The sequence below is a fragment of the Chryseobacterium sp. CBo1 genome (genome assembly GCF_001693475.1).
Taxonomy (GTDB): domain Bacteria; phylum Bacteroidota; class Bacteroidia; order Flavobacteriales; family Weeksellaceae; genus Chryseobacterium; species Chryseobacterium formosense.
This window is the reverse complement of record NZ_MAUH01000002.1, coordinates 80,740-97,222: the sequence shown is the minus strand read 5'-3', so window position 1 is coordinate 97,222 and position 16,483 is coordinate 80,740. Positions and strand designations below refer to the sequence as shown.

At 32.7% G+C, this 16,483-nt stretch carries 20 protein-coding genes and 1 tRNA gene; 8 read left to right on the top strand and 13 right to left on the bottom strand.

The features are described from left to right. Nucleotides 1-173 precede the first annotated feature (173 nt). Nucleotides 174-953, bottom strand: a complete 780-nt coding sequence (locus BA768_RS03025) for a hypothetical protein (protein ID WP_065719644.1) — start codon at nucleotides 951-953, stop codon at nucleotides 174-176. Nucleotides 954-1,163: 210 nt separating this feature from the next. Between BA768_RS03025 and BA768_RS03020 the strand changes: the two genes are divergently transcribed. The 5 genes from BA768_RS03020 (at nucleotide 1,164) to BA768_RS03000 (ending at nucleotide 3,434) form a co-directional block, all read left to right on the top strand. Further along, nucleotides 1,164-1,733: a Crp/Fnr family transcriptional regulator gene (locus tag BA768_RS03020; protein ID WP_065719643.1), complete on the top strand. Its 570-nt coding sequence runs from the start codon at nucleotides 1,164-1,166 to the stop codon at nucleotides 1,731-1,733. A 64-nt stretch (nucleotides 1,734-1,797) separates the two neighbouring features. Then, nucleotides 1,798-2,325 (top strand): GlcG/HbpS family heme-binding protein, encoded by a 528-nt coding sequence (locus BA768_RS03015; protein WP_065719642.1) that lies wholly within the window; start codon nucleotides 1,798-1,800, stop codon nucleotides 2,323-2,325. Between the two features lie 24 nt (nucleotides 2,326-2,349). Beyond that, nucleotides 2,350-2,757 carry a hydroxyisourate hydrolase gene (gene uraH / locus BA768_RS03010; RefSeq protein WP_065719641.1) on the top strand — a complete coding sequence of 136 codons (408 nt, stop codon included), beginning with the start codon at nucleotides 2,350-2,352 and terminating at the stop codon, nucleotides 2,755-2,757. 127 nt (nucleotides 2,758-2,884) lie between these two features. Then, complete coding sequence (locus tag BA768_RS03005; protein ID WP_065719640.1) at nucleotides 2,885-3,154, top strand: DNA-binding protein; 270 nt, start codon at nucleotides 2,885-2,887, stop codon at nucleotides 3,152-3,154. A gap of 1 nt (nucleotide 3,155) precedes the next feature. After that, nucleotides 3,156-3,434, top strand: a complete 279-nt coding sequence (locus BA768_RS03000; RefSeq protein WP_065719639.1) for a hypothetical protein — start codon at nucleotides 3,156-3,158, stop codon at nucleotides 3,432-3,434. Between the two features lie 117 nt (nucleotides 3,435-3,551). On the opposite strand, the gene BA768_RS02995 is transcribed toward BA768_RS03000, so the two are convergent. From BA768_RS02995 to holA, 5 genes are all read right to left on the bottom strand, one after another. Then, nucleotides 3,552-4,883: a site-specific integrase gene (locus tag BA768_RS02995; RefSeq protein ID WP_065719638.1), complete on the bottom strand. Its 1,332-nt coding sequence runs from the start codon at nucleotides 4,881-4,883 to the stop codon at nucleotides 3,552-3,554. 271 nt (nucleotides 4,884-5,154) lie between these two features. Beyond that, a tRNA-Ser gene (locus tag BA768_RS02990) sits at nucleotides 5,155-5,239 on the bottom strand. A gap of 215 nt (nucleotides 5,240-5,454) precedes the next feature. Next, nucleotides 5,455-6,396, bottom strand: a complete 942-nt coding sequence (gene trxB / locus BA768_RS02985; RefSeq protein WP_065719637.1) for a thioredoxin-disulfide reductase — start codon at nucleotides 6,394-6,396, stop codon at nucleotides 5,455-5,457. Between the two features lie 117 nt (nucleotides 6,397-6,513). Further along, nucleotides 6,514-7,614: a hypothetical protein gene (locus BA768_RS02980; RefSeq protein WP_065719636.1), complete on the bottom strand. Its 1,101-nt coding sequence runs from the start codon at nucleotides 7,612-7,614 to the stop codon at nucleotides 6,514-6,516. A gap of 85 nt (nucleotides 7,615-7,699) precedes the next feature. Continuing rightward, on the bottom strand, nucleotides 7,700-8,737 hold the full coding sequence (gene holA / locus BA768_RS02975) for a DNA polymerase III subunit delta (RefSeq protein WP_065719635.1): 1,038 nt from the start codon (nucleotides 8,735-8,737) through the stop codon (nucleotides 7,700-7,702). Between the two features lie 7 nt (nucleotides 8,738-8,744). Here holA and BA768_RS02970 point away from each other — a divergent pair, with 7 nt between their 5' ends. The 3 genes from BA768_RS02970 (at nucleotide 8,745) to BA768_RS02960 (ending at nucleotide 11,176) form a co-directional block, all read left to right on the top strand. Further along, complete coding sequence (locus BA768_RS02970) at nucleotides 8,745-9,173, top strand: type I restriction enzyme HsdR N-terminal domain-containing protein (RefSeq protein ID WP_065719634.1); 429 nt, start codon at nucleotides 8,745-8,747, stop codon at nucleotides 9,171-9,173. A 134-nt stretch (nucleotides 9,174-9,307) separates the two neighbouring features. After that, nucleotides 9,308-10,369, top strand: a complete 1,062-nt coding sequence (locus tag BA768_RS02965; RefSeq protein ID WP_123947052.1) for a hypothetical protein — start codon at nucleotides 9,308-9,310, stop codon at nucleotides 10,367-10,369. A gap of 63 nt (nucleotides 10,370-10,432) precedes the next feature. After that, a complete protein-coding gene (locus tag BA768_RS02960; RefSeq protein ID WP_034673565.1) occupies nucleotides 10,433-11,176 on the top strand; it encodes a dienelactone hydrolase family protein in 744 nt (247 codons plus the stop codon). A 31-nt stretch (nucleotides 11,177-11,207) separates the two neighbouring features. On the opposite strand, the gene BA768_RS02955 is transcribed toward BA768_RS02960, so the two are convergent. The 7 genes from BA768_RS02955 to BA768_RS02925 form a co-directional block, all read right to left on the bottom strand. Further along, nucleotides 11,208-11,450, bottom strand: a complete 243-nt coding sequence (locus BA768_RS02955) for a hypothetical protein (RefSeq protein ID WP_065719632.1) — start codon at nucleotides 11,448-11,450, stop codon at nucleotides 11,208-11,210. 3 nt (nucleotides 11,451-11,453) lie between these two features. Next, on the bottom strand, nucleotides 11,454-11,822 hold the full coding sequence (locus BA768_RS02950; protein WP_034673563.1) for a cupin domain-containing protein: 369 nt from the start codon (nucleotides 11,820-11,822) through the stop codon (nucleotides 11,454-11,456). Between the two features lie 213 nt (nucleotides 11,823-12,035). Further along, on the bottom strand, nucleotides 12,036-12,563 hold the full coding sequence (locus BA768_RS02945; protein ID WP_034673561.1) for a GNAT family N-acetyltransferase: 528 nt from the start codon (nucleotides 12,561-12,563) through the stop codon (nucleotides 12,036-12,038). A gap of 1 nt (nucleotide 12,564) precedes the next feature. After that, nucleotides 12,565-13,167, bottom strand: coding sequence for a DUF2911 domain-containing protein (locus tag BA768_RS02940; RefSeq protein ID WP_034676990.1), 603 nt, complete (start codon nucleotides 13,165-13,167; stop codon nucleotides 12,565-12,567). A gap of 234 nt (nucleotides 13,168-13,401) precedes the next feature. After that, a complete protein-coding gene (locus BA768_RS02935; RefSeq protein WP_065719631.1) occupies nucleotides 13,402-13,941 on the bottom strand; it encodes a DinB family protein in 540 nt (179 codons plus the stop codon). Nucleotides 13,942-13,994: 53 nt separating this feature from the next. Next, nucleotides 13,995-14,519: a Crp/Fnr family transcriptional regulator gene (locus BA768_RS02930; RefSeq protein WP_123947051.1), complete on the bottom strand. Its 525-nt coding sequence runs from the start codon at nucleotides 14,517-14,519 to the stop codon at nucleotides 13,995-13,997. Nucleotides 14,520-14,588: 69 nt separating this feature from the next. Beyond that, nucleotides 14,589-16,472, bottom strand: a complete 1,884-nt coding sequence (locus BA768_RS02925) for a hypothetical protein (RefSeq protein ID WP_065719629.1) — start codon at nucleotides 16,470-16,472, stop codon at nucleotides 14,589-14,591. Between the last annotated feature and the right edge of the window lie 11 nt (nucleotides 16,473-16,483).

Sequence of the window (16,483 nt, the reverse complement as noted above, 5' to 3'; positions counted from 1 at the left end):
ATATAAAATAGGATTTCCATTATTGGTGATGTAAAGTATTTCCTATTTATGGCCACCTTCTGTCTATTGTTTCACTTCTTAAGAAAATGGTATTTTAATTTACAACAACTGGTAAGAAACGCCTATAAATTATGTTCCCAATTATAAAAAAAAGATCTCGCATAGACAAAAATTTAAAAACACCAGCTTTTAGAACACGGTTCTTTTTTTAACATTTGAAAACAAACATTCACAAAAATGAATATTGCCGTAATAATAGCCGCAATGTAAACTGTCTGGTTGGAATCCTGATTCGCTACCGCAATAGCAATTAATGCCCAGACCGCCACCAACGCAAATGCGGTCATGTTCAGCTTCCAAACCATATACAAATGAATAATTGTTGCAACGGCAAACATCACAACAGTCCAGCTAGCCTCCGAAATTCCAAACCCAGACCATTGTATTTTTTTCAAATAGGCTGCTACATCTGCTATTAAAGCTACAGAGATCCAACCTGAGTAGATATAAAATGGCAGGCGAAAGAAAAATGCTGTTTTGAAGTCTTTAGATTCAATTATCAACAGGTTATTTCCTATAATTTTCAGCAAGGAAATAAACAAAAGAATCATAATAGGAATGGTTAGAAAAATATATTCATATAACCAGGTCAATACCCATAGACTATTCGCAATGCAGGAAATAACAAACCACCATCCAACATTTAAAATAGTTTTCTCTTTGACATCAGTATTTTTTGTAAGAGGGCCGAAATAAATTACAAAACCAAGAAGCCCGAGATAAATAAGCCCCCAAATAGAAAAAGCGTATCCTGCAGGAGTAAAAAAATTCTGAAACTTGGCTGAAATGGTTGCCATCGTTTCATTATTAAAAATTCCGGTGTTGGAAAGGTAGTTGATGCCAATTGTTACAACCAGAGCAACCATATTTAAAATTTGAAATCGTCTTGTCATCGTTTATTATTTAGAAAGATACCTTATGATTTTATTTTTCAGTTAAATTAATCAAATTTCATCAAGCTAAGAAACTCTACAAAAAAAGTTTATTATTTTTAAACTTTATTAAAGCATAAAGAGCATACAAAACAAATGCACTTTATGTAGCAGATCATATAAAAAAATGTAACTTTAAGAATCATTCAATCATATTAGCTTTGCTCACCCATGTATTCAGTTCTTGAAAAATATATCCGGAATAGAAGTGATATCTCGTCAGAAAAACTTGAAATTATAAAATCCTTCTTTAAACCATTAAAAACAAATAGAAACGAAATACTTCTCCGATATGATCAGATATGCAAATGTTATTATTTTATTAACAAAGGATGTATTCGTTTATTCACAACCACAAAAGAGGGTCTAGACAGCTCAAGGTACTTTGCTTTTGAAGGAAATTTTGCAACAGCTTTGCCAAGTTTTATTGACCAGAAACCTGCTCAAGAGTATCTACAGACAATCGAGAAATCAGAATTGCTATGTATTTCGAGGGAGGACTTTTATCATCTCGTTGAAACAATGCCGGAGTTTGCAAAAATATATACTGAAATTTTGGAGCTCGGATTCATCATCGCACAAAAAAGGATTTATGGATTTCAGGGGTTTAACGCATTAGATAAAGTAAAATGGCTTATCGAATATCAATCACATCTTTTACGTAGGGTATCCAACAGGATGGTCGCTTCGTATCTTGGAATCTCCCCTTCCACCCTAAGCAGAATCAAATCTAAACTCTGAAAACGTTGACATAGGACAACGTTTTTGATTTTTCTTGTCTTTAACTTTGCAGCAAAAAAAAGATATGAAAATACAATTTTTGTTTGTCCTGCTGAGTTCATACTTATGCTTTGGACAAAACAAGACTGAAAAAACGATACTACACTACCCTACTTATGAATATGTGAAGTCTGTTAATAATTTAAGTGCTGAAGCTGCACTTGAGTTGGCAAAACGCATTTTAAAAGCAGCATCTACAAAAAATAAAAACGTTTCTATTGCATTATTGGATGCTTCCGGAACAACAGTTCTGCTCCTCCGAGGCGATGGTGTCGGACCTCACAATACGGAAGCATCGGGGAGAAAAGCCTATACCGCATTGTCTACGAAAACACCCACCCTTTTGTTATTAAAAAATTCGGAAAAGAATCCTGACACAAAGAACATGAATTCACTTCCTGAGTTACTTCTGTTGAGCGGAGGAACGCCCATTTGGTACAAAGGTGAAATCATTGGCAGCGTAGGCATATCAGATGGTGGCAGTGCTGAAAATGATGATTGGATTGCTCAGTCTGCTTCCATCCCTGAAATCGGAATCACCACAACAAAATAGTTTTAATTTAAAATAATAAGAAAAATGAAATCATTCATCTTTACCATCCTTTTCACACTTTTATCCATAGGGACATCTGCTCAGAAAAATACATTTCAACTATCAAGTCATATTTTGGATGTGTCTAAGGGACTGCCAGTTTCAGGCGTCAAAATAAAATTAGAAAAGTATAGTAAACAATCAAAAATATGGACTTTTGTAGACGAGAAAAACACCGATACCAACGGCAGGATTTCGGACTTTCTACCTTCGGAAAAAGATAATCTTGGGATTTTCAAATTGACTTACTACACCAGCGATTATTTCAGAAAAGACAATACAGAAAGTTTTTATCCTTATATTGAGGTTGTGTTCGAAATCAGGGATAAAAATCATTACCACGTTCCGATTACACTTTCTGCTTATGGTTACTCTACGTACAGAGGGAGTTAACTACTGAATTATTATCTCACCTATCAATAACACAATATTACAATAGAATGCCAACTTAAGCTTCCTAATACATAATGCAGTAATCTGGTGATTACAAAAAATAACTTTATCTTCTAAAATTGAAGATATGGAAAATATTACGAGTGCAGATCTAAATGATCTAAAAATCGAGATTATCAATGAGTTCAAAAAAATTGTCGCTGAAGAAATTTTTAAGCATTCTTCCGCTGAAAATGAATTCGAATGGCTACGAAGTAAGTCAATCAGGAAAATTATGAATATTGCCCCAGCAACTTTACAAAACCTGCGTATTAGTGAGAAAATAAGGTATAAAAAAGTAATGGGTTCTTACTATTACAACAAAAAGGATCTTTATAAACTATTTGAATCTAAATAATATGGATGGTCAATGGATTAATTTCTTGCAAAAAATTTCCGATGATAAAAGACTGAATGTGTGGCATATTGCTATTATTGTAGCAATTATTCAAATTGCAATTGCCCAGAATGATAAAAATAGAATTAGAATTAGTCGCAGTAAACTGATGAAAAAATCACATATCAAAACCATTCCAACGTATCACAAATATTTTAAAGAATTACAGCTTTTCGGCTATACAAAATACACACCTTCATATCATCCACAAGGAAGGAGTTGCATTGAGATATTCTACTAATTTTTTTTGGAAATTTTAAGATATCAAAACTCACTAATGTTTCAGGGCGCTCTCCTCCAATTTAATGACAAAAAAATCCGTTAATTTTTTTATTTAACGGATTTTTATTGTTTAAAATCATTTCATCTTTAAAATCTTACTTTTTACCAAGTCAAACTCTTTAAGGATCCTAAGATCCTCTTCAGTAAGACTTTGAGAAATGCTTCCCGTGTCTGGTATTATTTCATCATTCTTATCCAACTTCTGCTTGAGTTTCAACATTTCACTATTAATCATTTCCTGAGTTGTTAATGCATATTGCTCAGTTTGAGTAATAGAATGATGCCCCATCATTTCCTTTACAACATTTATTGGTACACCGTTTTTCAGGGTAACTGTGCTGCCGAATGTTCTTCTAGCTCTATGGGTGTTCAAGTCACCGTCTATTTCGCATAAAATCGCAATCTCCTTCAAATATTCATTCATCTTTTGATTTGATTTTACAGGCAACACTAGATTATATTCCTTGCAAATAGGATCATCCTTGTACTTTTTCATTATTTCAATAGCATTTTTTAACAGTGGAATATTTGTAGAGGATTTAGTTTTTTGCCGTTTCGACATAATCCACATACTGCCATCAATTTCTATTTTGATATCTTTATAAGAAAGTTGCTTAACATCTATGTATGCCAAACCAGTATAGCATTGGAAGATAAAAATATCTCTAATCGCTGTTAAGCGCTTAGTTGAAAATATTTTATTTTCCAGTACATGCAATTCATTCGTACTCAAAGGTTTTTTATCCAATTTTGTTTTTTTGGACTTAAATAATTTGAAAGGATCTTTTATAATGATTTCCTTTGCTATCGCTCTGAGGACAATCTTCTTGAAATTGGCAATATACTTAAGCGTTGTATTATTAGAACATTTTCTTACAGTTTTTAAATAAAATTCATATTCTGTAACAAAAGTATAATCAAGCTCTCTAAATTCTATATCTTCACGCTGATAACGATGCTTAATGAATTTTTCTACATGAGATCTTGCAGTAACGTATCTTTTGTAAGTTCCGATCGCGAATTCCTTGTTGTCAACCAACTGTCGCATTTCTTCGTTGTGATTTTGAAATTCCTCTAAAACCATTACCCTGGAAACATCTTTCCCCTTAATATGATCAATTATTCTTTGAGCAGTGGTAAACTGACCACTGTTATGCAGCTCAGTTCGTAATTTTGTAATGCTCAGAACAATAGAATCTAAAAAATAATTAAGTGATCTCGCATCCTCCTTACTACCGCTAGCTCTTTCAGTTTTTTGATTCCACCTTTCTAGTTCACATCTCATCATAGTTGAAATCTCTTTTGAGATTCTGTCGACTGTAACTCTTAAATAGATTGTTCTATACGTTACTTTCTTCTTACTTGGCGACTTTAAAAAAAAGGTAATGCCAAAACTTTTCTCTAACATAATTCAAATTTTAAGTTAATAAATTTCGAATTAAATTGCTCATTAGTCAAGATGTTAACACCATTTACTAGTTTGATAATCAAATGATTACTATCTGTTTTGTGGCACGGTTTCTTTTACTGGTCATTGTGCCACGATTCTGCCACAAAAATTATGCGTAATTATAAAAATTTTGAGCATCACACAAACACAAAAAAGCTGCAATTCGTTGAATTACAGCTTTTTAAATAGATTTTTGAGTGTTTTTGAAAAATTTAGTTTTCCTACTCTGCGGAGAGTGAGGGATTCGAACCCCCGGACCTGTTACAGTCAACAGTTTTCAAGACTGCCGCAATCGACCACTCTGCCAACTCTCCTTACTTACTACGATTTCTCGTTTTCAGTGGTGCAAATATAGAGTGTTTTTCGGTGATTGCAAAAAAATTAGGTGTTAATTTTAACAAAACTTAATAATTATCTATAAATCAGGGGAATTATTTTTTTAAAATAATCTTTAAGAAGACAAAACAACCATCAATAAAAGAAAAAAGCACCTCTCTCGAAGTGCTTAACTATCTAAAATTAGAATTTATTAATGTAATTCTGCTAAATATTTCTCGGCATCCATTGCAGCCATACACCCGCTTCCAGCAGCAGTAATCGCTTGTCTGTAGATATGATCCTGAACATCTCCCGCTGCGAAAACTCCCGGAAGATTTGTTCTTGATGAACCTTTTTCGGTAACGATATAACCGTTTTCATCCAAATCGATTTGTCCTGCGAAAATATCTGTATTCGGTTTGTGACCGATAGCAATGAAAATTCCGTGTACATCAACCGTAGATTTCTCCTGAGTCTGGTTGTTGATGACAACAGCTCTTTCTACCAAGTTGTTTTCACCTTCAATTCCGATCAACTCGTGATGAAATTTCACTTCAATATTCGGGGTATTTTCCACTCTGTGAATCATTGCTTTTGAAGCTCTGAATTCATCTTTTCTCACCAACATGGTTACTTTATTCACCAATTTTGCAAGATAAGTCGCTTCTTCAGCTGCTGTATCTCCAGCTCCGACAACAACAACATCTTTTCCTCTGTAAAAAAATCCGTCGCATGTTGCACAAGCTGAAACTCCCCCTCCATTGTATTTTTTCTCGTCATCAAGACCCAAATATTTTGCAGTAGCTCCTGTAGAAATAATTACAGATTTAGCAAAAATCTCTTTGCTACCTGCATATAATTTATGAACACCACCAACTTCTTTTGAAAATTCGGCTTTGGTAATCAATTCATAATGCACTTTTGTGTCGAATCTTTCAGCTTGTTTCTGTAAATCCATCATCATTTCAGGACCGGTAATTCCTGCAGGATACCCTGGAAAATTGTCAACTTCTGTTGTGGTTGTTAATTGTCCGCCCGGTTCAAGACCTGTGTATAATTCGGGTTTCAAGTCTGCTCTTGCTGCATAAATTGCTGCTGTAAAACCAGACGGTCCTGATCCAACGATCACACAATCTAAAATATTTTGCTCCATAATCTATTAATCAATTTCAAGGCTGCTAATTTCGGAATTTTTAATGTTTTATTAAAAGAAAATTAATGATACTTGTCAATATTTAATATGTTAAAAGTCGATGAATGATAAACCGCTTTAAACTTTTAAAAACTTCCTCAATTCAAAATTTATATTATTTTTATTCAAATTAAATGTTTTGATACACTCCTCCACTGAATTTCCATTTTTGAAAACTGAAAATAATTTTTCTTTGCCGAATTTAGAAATGATCATTTCACATAAAACAGCTGAAACTAGATAAGGAATTGGTGTCTCCTTTTCAAAATAAAGTCTTTCGTAGACATCTAAGTGTTCAAAAGCATCAAAATCAGGATTTTCTGTGAGAAACTTCTTCAATTTTCCTTTTTGCCATTGATAATCAAACTTTCCGCTTCCTCCAAAATAAGTGGCAATTCCTTCATCGAAGAATGGGTTTATCTTAGGGAAAAGTTTTGATGTATATAAATGAACAATTTCGTGTGTGTAATATTCTGAATTATTTCCCGAGATGACAATGTTGTAATCTTCAGCAAATCCACCAGATTTATCAGCGAACATCATCGGATGATAGTCAAATCCTTTCAATTTAAAAACTTCTTCGGGAGAAACTGTTGAATAGTAAAAGATAGGAAATCGTTTAGTGTCAAAAAATTTTGAAAGCATGTTGATGTCTTTCTTTTGCGCTTCAGCCTCTTTAAGATTATAATTCTTATTTATTGAAATATAATAGGTTATATTATCTTCATTCTTGATTTTCCAATTTCTTGTTGCGTAATCAATGTATTTACTAAAGAAAATTTTGTCCCCATTTTTTACAGCAATTACATTATAGATTGCTTTTACAAGATTGGATTTGGTATCCGGACTATATCCGATGAAAGCTAGTTTTACAATTCTTTTATCTTCTTCGTCTGTTGGAATTATCTCCATTAATGACGGTTGATAAAATTTGTCTCCTAATTTTCCGCTTTCAATGCCAATAATTTCATAATAAGGAGATTTGAATCTTTTAAAATCAGACTCAAGCCAGAATTTTGGATTCTGAGTCTCTAAAAATTCTCCGAGAGTTTTAATGATTTGAATATTAAAAGAATCTTGTTGGTCGACAGTTGGTGAAATTGATTTTATCTTGAATTGAGCATACGACAACTGAAAAAACAGAATCAAAACAAAACACAGAAAATTTACTTTTAACATTGAGTTTAAAATTATTTAATAAATCATCTTAAGTTTAAAAAGTTAAATTAAAAGTCACTTGCAACGCAAAATTGACCATTCACTTCTACACTTTCATCTTAATTTTATCCACATTGATAATCTTGTAAACCAATTCTTTAATCAGCTCAGCATCATCCATATTCACTGCTCCCAAACCTTTTCCTTTCATATCGAACTCCCTTAAAATTGAAATCACACGGGTTGCATGTTTTAAAGGATACAATCTTGCAGCTTCCGCGTAATCTTTGATAAAATAAGGATTGACTCCCATTTGAGAAGCAATTGTTTGCGGCGGTTGACCGGCCATTGTATTATAAATGATAATATTCGAGAAATAGCTGTACAAGCTCGCCATCATCATTACAAAAGGATTGTTTTTCGGATTTTTACCCATAAAATGGGCAATTCTGAATGCAGCGTTTACATTTTTTGTTCCTAAAGCTTTCTGAAGCTCAAAAACATTGTATTCTTTACTGATTCCGATGTTATTTTCTACAACGGTTCCGTCTAAAATCTGTCCTTCTTTAAGAATAATTTTCAGTTTTCCGAGCTCGTTGGCAATTCTAGAGAGGTCGTTTCCAAGATATTCGGCGAGGAGATGAGAAATATTCGGAACAGTTTTGATATTCAATTTAATGCATTCATCGGCAATCCATTTCGGGAGATTGTTATCTCTTATCGATTCGCTCAGAAAAAGTGCATTGGCTTTATCTAAAGACTTTGTCACTTTTTTGCGGCTGTCTAGCTTCTTATGTTTGTGCGCAAAAACCAAAACTGTGGACGGAACAGGATTTTCAACATAGGTTTCCAAAGCTTTGCTTTCATCATCATTCAGCTTCAGATCTTGTGCTTCCTTTACAATAATCACTTGTTTGTCACCCATCATCGGAAACTGTCGCGCCAAAGAAAGAATTTCCTGATATGTTGTATCTTTTCCGTAAGTTATCGTTTGGTTGAAAGCTTTTTCGTCTTCTTCGAGAAAATCATGCTCAAGAGCTTTTACAGCAACATCAATAAAGTAAGGTTCTTCTCCGTGGAAAAAATAAATCGGTAAAACTTCTTTATTTTTAATATTTTTGAGGATTAAATCTAATTCTTTCATCGTATAAATGGAACTTCCAAAACTGAACTTTCAGGAAACTTTTGATTTTAAATTCAAGAAAGACAAAGATAAGTTTTTTATTTATGATTTGATTCGTAAAACTTACCTTTTGCTTACCCCAGAAGAATGGGTAAGACAGCATTGGGTTCATTACTACCTCACCGTAAAATCCTACTCTACATCGGCTTTAATCACTGAAAAAAAGATTATTCTGAATGGTTTAACTAAACGCATTGACCTTTTAGTTACCGAAAAAGCAAAGCCAAAAATTCTAATCGAGTGCAAAGCGCCACAAATAAAATTAACGGAAAAAACTTTCGAGCAGACAGCGCGATACAACTCCATTATCGGAGCGTCTGAGATTATTTTAACGAATGGTTTGCAGCATATTAATGCGAAATTTGAAGAAGGAAATTACACTTTTTATAAACCGTAAATCTTAATCAACTGATGCCCCGAAATGTATTTCTTTTTTCATTTTTACTGTTTTCTATTTTTACTTTTTCGCAATCGAAAGTTTTAATTAATAACAATCTAGATGTTGTAGAAGATGTCTTAAAAAGAAAAAAAATGATTGATGTAGTAAGTCATTTTATTTTAGAAAAAAGTACCAAAAATGAAGACTTAACGATTGTAAATCCTGATAATAAATTGGAAACATGGTTATTTCTGAATGAGCTTAGAAAACTGCAGAACAGCAAAGTATTCAGCACCAATTATATGCTGATGTATGAGGTTACGTCAGCTGAAGCGAGTAACAAAAATAATTTTACAATACACCTGAATTGCTATTACGAGGACAAGGAAATAAAAAATTCTGTAGCAAAAATTGAAATCATACTACAGGAAATTAACAATAAATATCTTGTATCGTCAGCAATCAAAAACAATTTACCTCGCTGGGAATCAAAAACCATTGAAAATTACAATTTCTATTTTGAAAAGGAGATTAACGAAAAAAAACTGAGAGATTTTATTGCGAAAAACAATCAACTGAGTTTAAATTTAAAAGAACAAAAAATTCCCACTAAAATATATTGTGTAGATGATATATATAAAGCTTACGAGCTGTTTGGAATTGCTTACAAAAGAGATTATTCCCCCAATAATTTTTTTCTGGGAATAGAATCGGCAACAGATAACAATCAGAGTACGCTGATTGTTGCTACAAAAAAAGGAATGCTGGATGATTTTTCTTTTGGCAGCCTTTGGAAAGCGAGGATTACAGAGAAATATCCACAAAAGAATCTGTATGTGCCAGTTTTGGAAGGCTATTCATATATCAACGATGAACATCCTTTTTATAAATGGGAACAGATATGGATTCACTTTAAAAATGCCTATTCAGTTTCTCAAAAAACAGATTGGCTGTCGCTGTACGGTACAAAACAAAATTTCAGCCTCTCTTCGACTCCGCTTTACATTGAAAACCTTATTAATGCAATGATCATTAAAACAATTGAAAAAGAAAAAGGATTCAGCGGTGTGTTGGAACTCTTAAACTGTGGAAAATTCGAAGGTGAAAATCAAGACAATTACTTTAAAACACTGGAAAATGTTTCGGGAATTACAAAAGCAAATTTCAATGAAAAGATTGACAAATTGATTACCAGTGAAGATTTAAGTAAATAGGCTATTTTTTAGCGTAACATTTGCATATGTAATGTATATTTATTCACATAAAAAAAATTATATATGAAACATTTACTAATTTCGTCAATACTTCTACTCACTTCAACAACAGTTTTCAGCCAAAAACTAAAAACTGTTTCTTACCAGGATGGTTCACAGAAACTCAACGGATTGGTTACATCAAATGCCGGAAAAAAACTTCCCGGAGTTCTCATTCTTCCTGCTTGGAAAGGAATTGATGATGAAGCAAAAACAGCTGCCGCCGATTTGGAAAAACAAGGATATATTGCCTTTATTGCAGATATTTATGGCGAAGGGAATATTCCGACAGACAATGCTTCGGCGGCGAAGACTGCTGGATTCTACAAAAAAGATTATGCAGCTTATCAGAAAAGAATTTCATTAGCTTTAGAACAATTAAAGAAAAACGGAGCGGTTTCAGATAAAATTGCGGTTATCGGATATTGTTTTGGCGGAACCGGTGCGTTGGAATCAGCGAGAGGGAAACTTCCTGTTGCAGGCGTAGTTTCTATTCACGGAAGTATCGGGAAAGACCAGTCAAGACCAAATGAAGCTATATCAACTAAAATTTTAGTAGAAAATCCTGCAGAAGATAAAAGTGTGACGCCCGAAGATTATAATAATCTGGTCAAAGAAATGAATGACGGTAAAGCAGACTGGCAAATCATTACTTATGCCAATTCAAAACACACTTTTACTGATCCAAAATCTCCTGATTACAATGAAATCATGGCAAAAAGGGCATGGAATCATACCCTTCTGTTTTTAAAAGAGATTTTGAAATAATAAATTTATATTAAAAAGCAACCTCATTTATTTAAGGTTGCTTTTGTATATCACTGGTTGTATTACAATTGGAACACCACCAATACTCTTTTTCTTTATCTTTTAACTTTATTTTTGAAATTTCTCCACAGTTTTCGCAGGCAGAATTATTATTCTCAACTTCTTTTGCTTCGTAATCACAATCGAAACAGCTCCAGGTTGTGAGACCAGCTTTCCCACCAACAAACCATGTGAACGACCGTTCTTTACATTTAGGACAGATTAATAATGCCATATTTTAATTATTTTCTGATTCTCTGTTAACCAATTCCATCGAAAAAGCAGGAAGACAAATCGCAAGATATTCGCAAGGTTCTGAAAACGGATTACTGTAACGAATTCTTGCTCCTTTTTCAATTAAAATACTTTGTCCTTTTTCTAAAACAACATTTTCGCCGTCAATTTCAAATTGCTTTTTACCGGAAATAATGATGGTGAATTCATCAAATTCCGGAGTCTGATGTGGCTCGCTCCAATTTGGAGGTGCAACCATGTGAGCAATGGAAATATTTGAATTCTGGGTAGAATTTCCCCAATGCTCTTCGATTAATTTTCCGTCTGTTGTCGGAACAACAAATGGGGATTTTTGAATTTTATATTTTTTCATAATATGATAATTTAAACGCGGAGGTCGCAAGGATTTTCAACATTCATTTCTCTTTTTGGTTCGCAAAGGCACTTCGTTCAGCAAATGATAGCAAAAGCCTTAGCTGAGTGAAATCGAAAATTCCACGAATTCAAACGCCTTCGCGAACAAAAAAATAAAAAGTTTAATAAAAATTCTTTGCGACCATTGCGCTAATATTTAAATTTGATTTGCTTAAAAATGATTTTCCTTTTTAATTTCGTATACAAAATTAGTTCTTGTCGGTTCACCAAAATAAGCAACTTCCTCTTCAGCAATTTTCTTTCCGCCCAATCTTTCCAAGGCAGTTTGCGAACGGAAATTTTCTTTACCAATGTGAAAATAAACCGTATCAACATATTGAAAAATATAATCAAGCATCAGCTTTTTAATTTGAGGATTGATCCCCCTTCCCCAGGATTTTGTTCCGTAAAAAGTGTAGCCGATGAAAATACTGTTTTTATTTTCATCAAAATCATAAAAACGAGTGCTACCAATAATATCACCGCTTGATTTTTCAACAATTTTAAAAGCACCTTTACTTTCTATTGCACCATTGAAGAAATTTTTAAAAACGTCTTTTTCAAAACGGTTTTTATTGGGATGCTGTTCCCAGACTTTCGGGTCTGAAGCCACTTCGTATAAAGCCTCAAAATCCCCTTGAGATAAGGGGATTAATTGATATTGTTCGTTTTCTAATTCAGGTTGAATTGAAAAGTTCATTTTATCCTTTTTTGTTGGATTCTGATTCGATTTTTTTGATTTCTTTTAATTTTTCAGAAATCTTATTTACCGCGTCCAGTTTTGCCGGTTTCAAAGCAACTTCAGCTTGAGCCATATCCCATTTGATAACCAAATTACCGGAATTTTCGTCTGTAGGATTCAAAGTAATTTCAAACCACTCCTGCTTGTCAGCTAATTTATTTACAGGAACCGTTACATCGACCACGTCTTGTTTTGGATCGTACGTATAAGCTCCCCACTGCTGGAAATCTTTATTTAATATTACTTTCCATTCTTTTTCTGTTGGTACAATGAACAAACCATAAGTCCCTGCAGGAACTGTTTTTCCGCCAAAATTTACAGACTGACCAAAAGTAATTTTTGTTGATGAATTTGCTCCCGCTCTCCAAACCTGTCCATAAGGAACCAATTCTCCGAAGATTTTACGACCTTTTACTCCCGGTCTTCCATAGTCTACAGAAATTTTAGACATAGAAAACTGCTGTTCTACCTTCTGACGCGGACTTGCCGCAGGTACAGAATAATCCTGAGCAAAACTTAAAGCCGAAGCCGATATGCAAACTGCAAATAATAGTTTTTTCACTTTTAAAATTTTTGCTAAAATTACGAAATGGAGTTCAGAAATCACTTTTTGATTTTGATAAATTTTGTTAAATTAAAATTGATGAAAAAAACCTTTAATTGTTATGATATTTTTTAAAACACAAAGAACACAAAGATTTTTTTAACTAATAAATATCTTCAAATTCGCAAAGGTGTTTGACTTCGTCGAATCTTCGATTTCACTCAGAAAAGCTCACTAAGATTAATGCTTAATTTAAAGATTTCTTTTTGCCTGTTCAATGTGTCTTAAATTATGATAGATTACAAATCTGAAAGTATCACCAAGTTTTAATTTAATAAATTTTGAAATACTGATGCTTGTCTTCACCTTATTTAAATTGACATTTTCAGCATCATTCAAAAGTTGAATCATTTTTTTTTGCTGAGCAATAAATTCAGTCAAAACTCTTTTGTCCAGATCACTATGAATAGGATTCATCGATTTGAAGGTTTTCATTTTGTTTAAATTTTCCTTTGGAAGCATACTTTTCGCAAAATAATTTCCTGCAATTCCGGAACTGAAAATCTCTGTTGGTTTTGTATCCGAATTCTTTAGTCGGTTGGTGATTTCAGGGATATAAAATTTACCATAAAGATTTAGATGTTCGAGACATTCCAAAATGCTCCAGCTTTTTTCTGAATTTCTGAAATTGAGTTTTTCATCGGATATATTTAAAAGACTTTCTACAAATTCCAAATTTTCATTTGTAATCTTTGTCAATTCATTAAGCAACTGTTTTGCAGTAATTTTCATATCAATTTTATTGCAAAATTCTTGTTTTAAGAAATCATAAATATTGACTGAAATCAAGATTTTTTAAGCCTTGATAAAGTTTCCGGACTCATCCTTAAATAGTTGGCAATATGTTTATTGGGGACTTCCTGAAAAAGCTGCGGACTTCTCTTTAAAACTCTTTCATAACGTTCTCTTGGAGAATTGATTAGTAAGTCTTTCTCTCTTTCAATCTGTTGCAAAACCAAATCTTCCAAAATAACTGACCATAATTTTAAATTTTCATCTGATGATTTGATGAATCTGTAGAAATCTTTTTTGGCAGCAATTTTTATTTCAGTTTTTTTAATTGCCTGAATATAAAAATCGGTTGGTTTTTCAGATAAAAACGAATCAAGACAGACAATAATATTATCTTTATAACCGAATCGGATCACTCTTTCCTGATCTTCATCTCGGATAAAAATTCTCACACTTCCTTTTTCAATAAAATAAATATTGCTATCGATATCACCTTCCAACGTCAGAAAATAATGCCTGTTGATTATTTTTTTCTTTTGAAACAAATCTGCATCTAATAAAGTCTGTATAATATTCACAATCTGAATTTTAAATTAAATAAAAACCTCATAAAAATATATGAGGTTTAAAATTATAAAAAAGGAAATCTATTCGGGCATCGCTTTCCATTTTTGAAGAATCGCTGTATAGAAATACATAAAAATAAATCCTAAGATCAAAATGATATAGCTCAGCATAAAACCAAGTGATTCTATAATTGTAATGCAGTTTTCATAAACTGCTCCCGTTTCAGAATTGTATATTGTCCCACCACAAGCATCTCTCTGATACATAGAAATGATCACAAATATGAGAAGTACAAACAATACGAAACCATTCATAGAAATATTCACGAAGATCGAAGAAACCAGTTTCCTGACTTTATTCATCATGAATAAAGGAATCAACAAAATAACAATTGAAACCAAAAGCGTTACATGAGATGCAAAATATTCTTCTTTCCCGTTTAAAGAAAAAGAATAAAAAACAGTCAGCAATACCACGGATAAAACTAAAATTCCAGCACTGATAACACTGAAAAGTAACGATTTAAGACCTGTAATTCTAAAGCTGAAGATAAAAGTCGATAAGAAAAATGCGATCCACAAATAAATATGAACATTTTCTGAAAAGAAATCTTCTTTTTTCACCGAATCAACATTCTTCAGCAAATCTTTCATGTTCTCGGTTTTGTAATAATAATCTGTAAGATTATTTTTAAAATACTTATCCGGAGCAATCTGTTTATTGATTTCAGGATTGAAGGCTCTTATTTTGATGCTGTCATCTACAATTCTGCCTTCTTCATCTACAGTTGTAGCGGTAGAATCTGCATAAACTTCAGCTGTCTGAGCTTCATCAGAAGCAGAATAATCATAGTCATTAGTTCTTCCCGGTTCATAATCTTTCATGAAATATCTTACTTCAAAATCAGGATTATTTGGAGAAAAAATCATTTTGGTCCAGATCTTTGCATCCAGATTGTTTTTGACTCTGAATTGCTTAGAAATGGCAATAAAATCAGTTAAAAGCTTTTCCAACTCGGCAGGATTTTTCTTACTTAGCAACAGAGCTGTTTTTTCATTAATAATAGCCTTTCTTTTTTTGAGTATCGGATCAGGATAATCTTTGTTGTACTCAATATCTGTATAACTATATGCATATGAATCTGATAAATCGGAATCATAAAATATATTCGAAAAGTTATAATAGCTTGGCTTTGTTGTTTTGATATAGGATGAAAGGTCTACAACATCTTTCTTAAAATAATAAATCTTTGAGTTTTCTTTTTGTTCGCTATAAGCTTCTACCGTTTTTGCCGATCTTTCAGGTTCAGGCATAATAAAATTTTTCTTATTATCCTTTTTGTAAGAAGTTTTAGAATAAATAGTATAGAACTGATAAACACGGTTATAGTAAACGAAATATTTTTTGTTGCGGTCTGCATCATCAACATTGGTTTCACAATAAAGATCATAAAAAGGTTTCGGATACAGCCTATTTTCTAACGTGTAATCTTCAATATTTTGAGAAAGAAAAGGCGTCGCCCGGTTGATAACATCAATATTTTTTGCCATTTCCTGATCAGAATATTTATTATTGATAAACATTCTGAAGCCCGTCATATAAGAAAAATAAAATGTCGTACACGAAAAAATAATGATGAAATATTGTACAAACTGACCAAATAATTTTCCTTTTGAAGAAGGATAGAAATTTTTGAACGAGTTGTTTTTAAACATCATCAGAAGCCAGCCTACAAGCAGTAAAATTGATATTATAAGATGAATAAAAATGACTCCATCCTGATAATAATCGTTTTTCACACTGTATTTCTGTAAAGAAACAGGATCGATATGAGAGAGGTAGCCAATCACAAAAAAGATGATATGCGCTGCTAAAGCCGCCAAAAGCATCCAGACAATTTTGGTATTCCAAATAGTAGGATATTTTTCGAGCAAATATTCGTTGAATGTATTGAGTTTTTGCATTTTAATTGGAA

Excerpts from the sequence above, each read along its gene's own strand:
- trxB (WP_065719637.1), bottom strand. The coding sequence starts at position 6,396 with ATGGAGCAAAATATTTTAGATTGTGTGATCGTTGGATCAGGACCGTCT.
- BA768_RS02950 (WP_034673563.1), bottom strand. The coding sequence starts at position 11,822 with ATGAAAAAATATAAAATTCAAAAATCCCCATTTGTTGTTCCGACAACA.
- uraH (WP_065719641.1), top strand. The coding sequence starts at position 2,350 with ATGAAATCATTCATCTTTACCATCCTTTTCACACTTTTATCCATAGGG.
- BA768_RS02960 (WP_034673565.1), top strand. The coding sequence starts at position 10,433 with ATGAAACATTTACTAATTTCGTCAATACTTCTACTCACTTCAACAACA.
- BA768_RS02955 (WP_065719632.1), bottom strand. The coding sequence starts at position 11,450 with ATGGCATTATTAATCTGTCCTAAATGTAAAGAACGGTCGTTCACATGG.
- BA768_RS03025 (WP_065719644.1), bottom strand. The coding sequence starts at position 953 with ATGACAAGACGATTTCAAATTTTAAATATGGTTGCTCTGGTTGTAACA.
- BA768_RS03020 (WP_065719643.1), top strand. The coding sequence starts at position 1,164 with ATGTATTCAGTTCTTGAAAAATATATCCGGAATAGAAGTGATATCTCG.
- BA768_RS03000 (WP_065719639.1), top strand. The coding sequence starts at position 3,156 with ATGGATGGTCAATGGATTAATTTCTTGCAAAAAATTTCCGATGATAAA.
- BA768_RS02965 (WP_123947052.1), top strand. The coding sequence starts at position 9,308 with ATGATTGATGTAGTAAGTCATTTTATTTTAGAAAAAAGTACCAAAAAT.
- BA768_RS02945 (WP_034673561.1), bottom strand. The coding sequence starts at position 12,563 with ATGAACTTTTCAATTCAACCTGAATTAGAAAACGAACAATATCAATTA.
- BA768_RS02970 (WP_065719634.1), top strand. The coding sequence starts at position 8,745 with ATGGAACTTCCAAAACTGAACTTTCAGGAAACTTTTGATTTTAAATTC.
- BA768_RS02980 (WP_065719636.1), bottom strand. The coding sequence starts at position 7,614 with ATGTTAAAAGTAAATTTTCTGTGTTTTGTTTTGATTCTGTTTTTTCAG.
- BA768_RS02995 (WP_065719638.1), bottom strand. The coding sequence starts at position 4,883 with ATGTTAGAGAAAAGTTTTGGCATTACCTTTTTTTTAAAGTCGCCAAGT.
- BA768_RS02925 (WP_065719629.1), bottom strand. The coding sequence starts at position 16,472 with ATGCAAAAACTCAATACATTCAACGAATATTTGCTCGAAAAATATCCT.
- holA (WP_065719635.1), bottom strand. The coding sequence starts at position 8,737 with ATGAAAGAATTAGATTTAATCCTCAAAAATATTAAAAATAAAGAAGTT.
- BA768_RS03015 (WP_065719642.1), top strand. The coding sequence starts at position 1,798 with ATGAAAATACAATTTTTGTTTGTCCTGCTGAGTTCATACTTATGCTTT.
- BA768_RS02935 (WP_065719631.1), bottom strand. The coding sequence starts at position 13,941 with ATGAAAATTACTGCAAAACAGTTGCTTAATGAATTGACAAAGATTACA.
- BA768_RS03005 (WP_065719640.1), top strand. The coding sequence starts at position 2,885 with ATGGAAAATATTACGAGTGCAGATCTAAATGATCTAAAAATCGAGATT.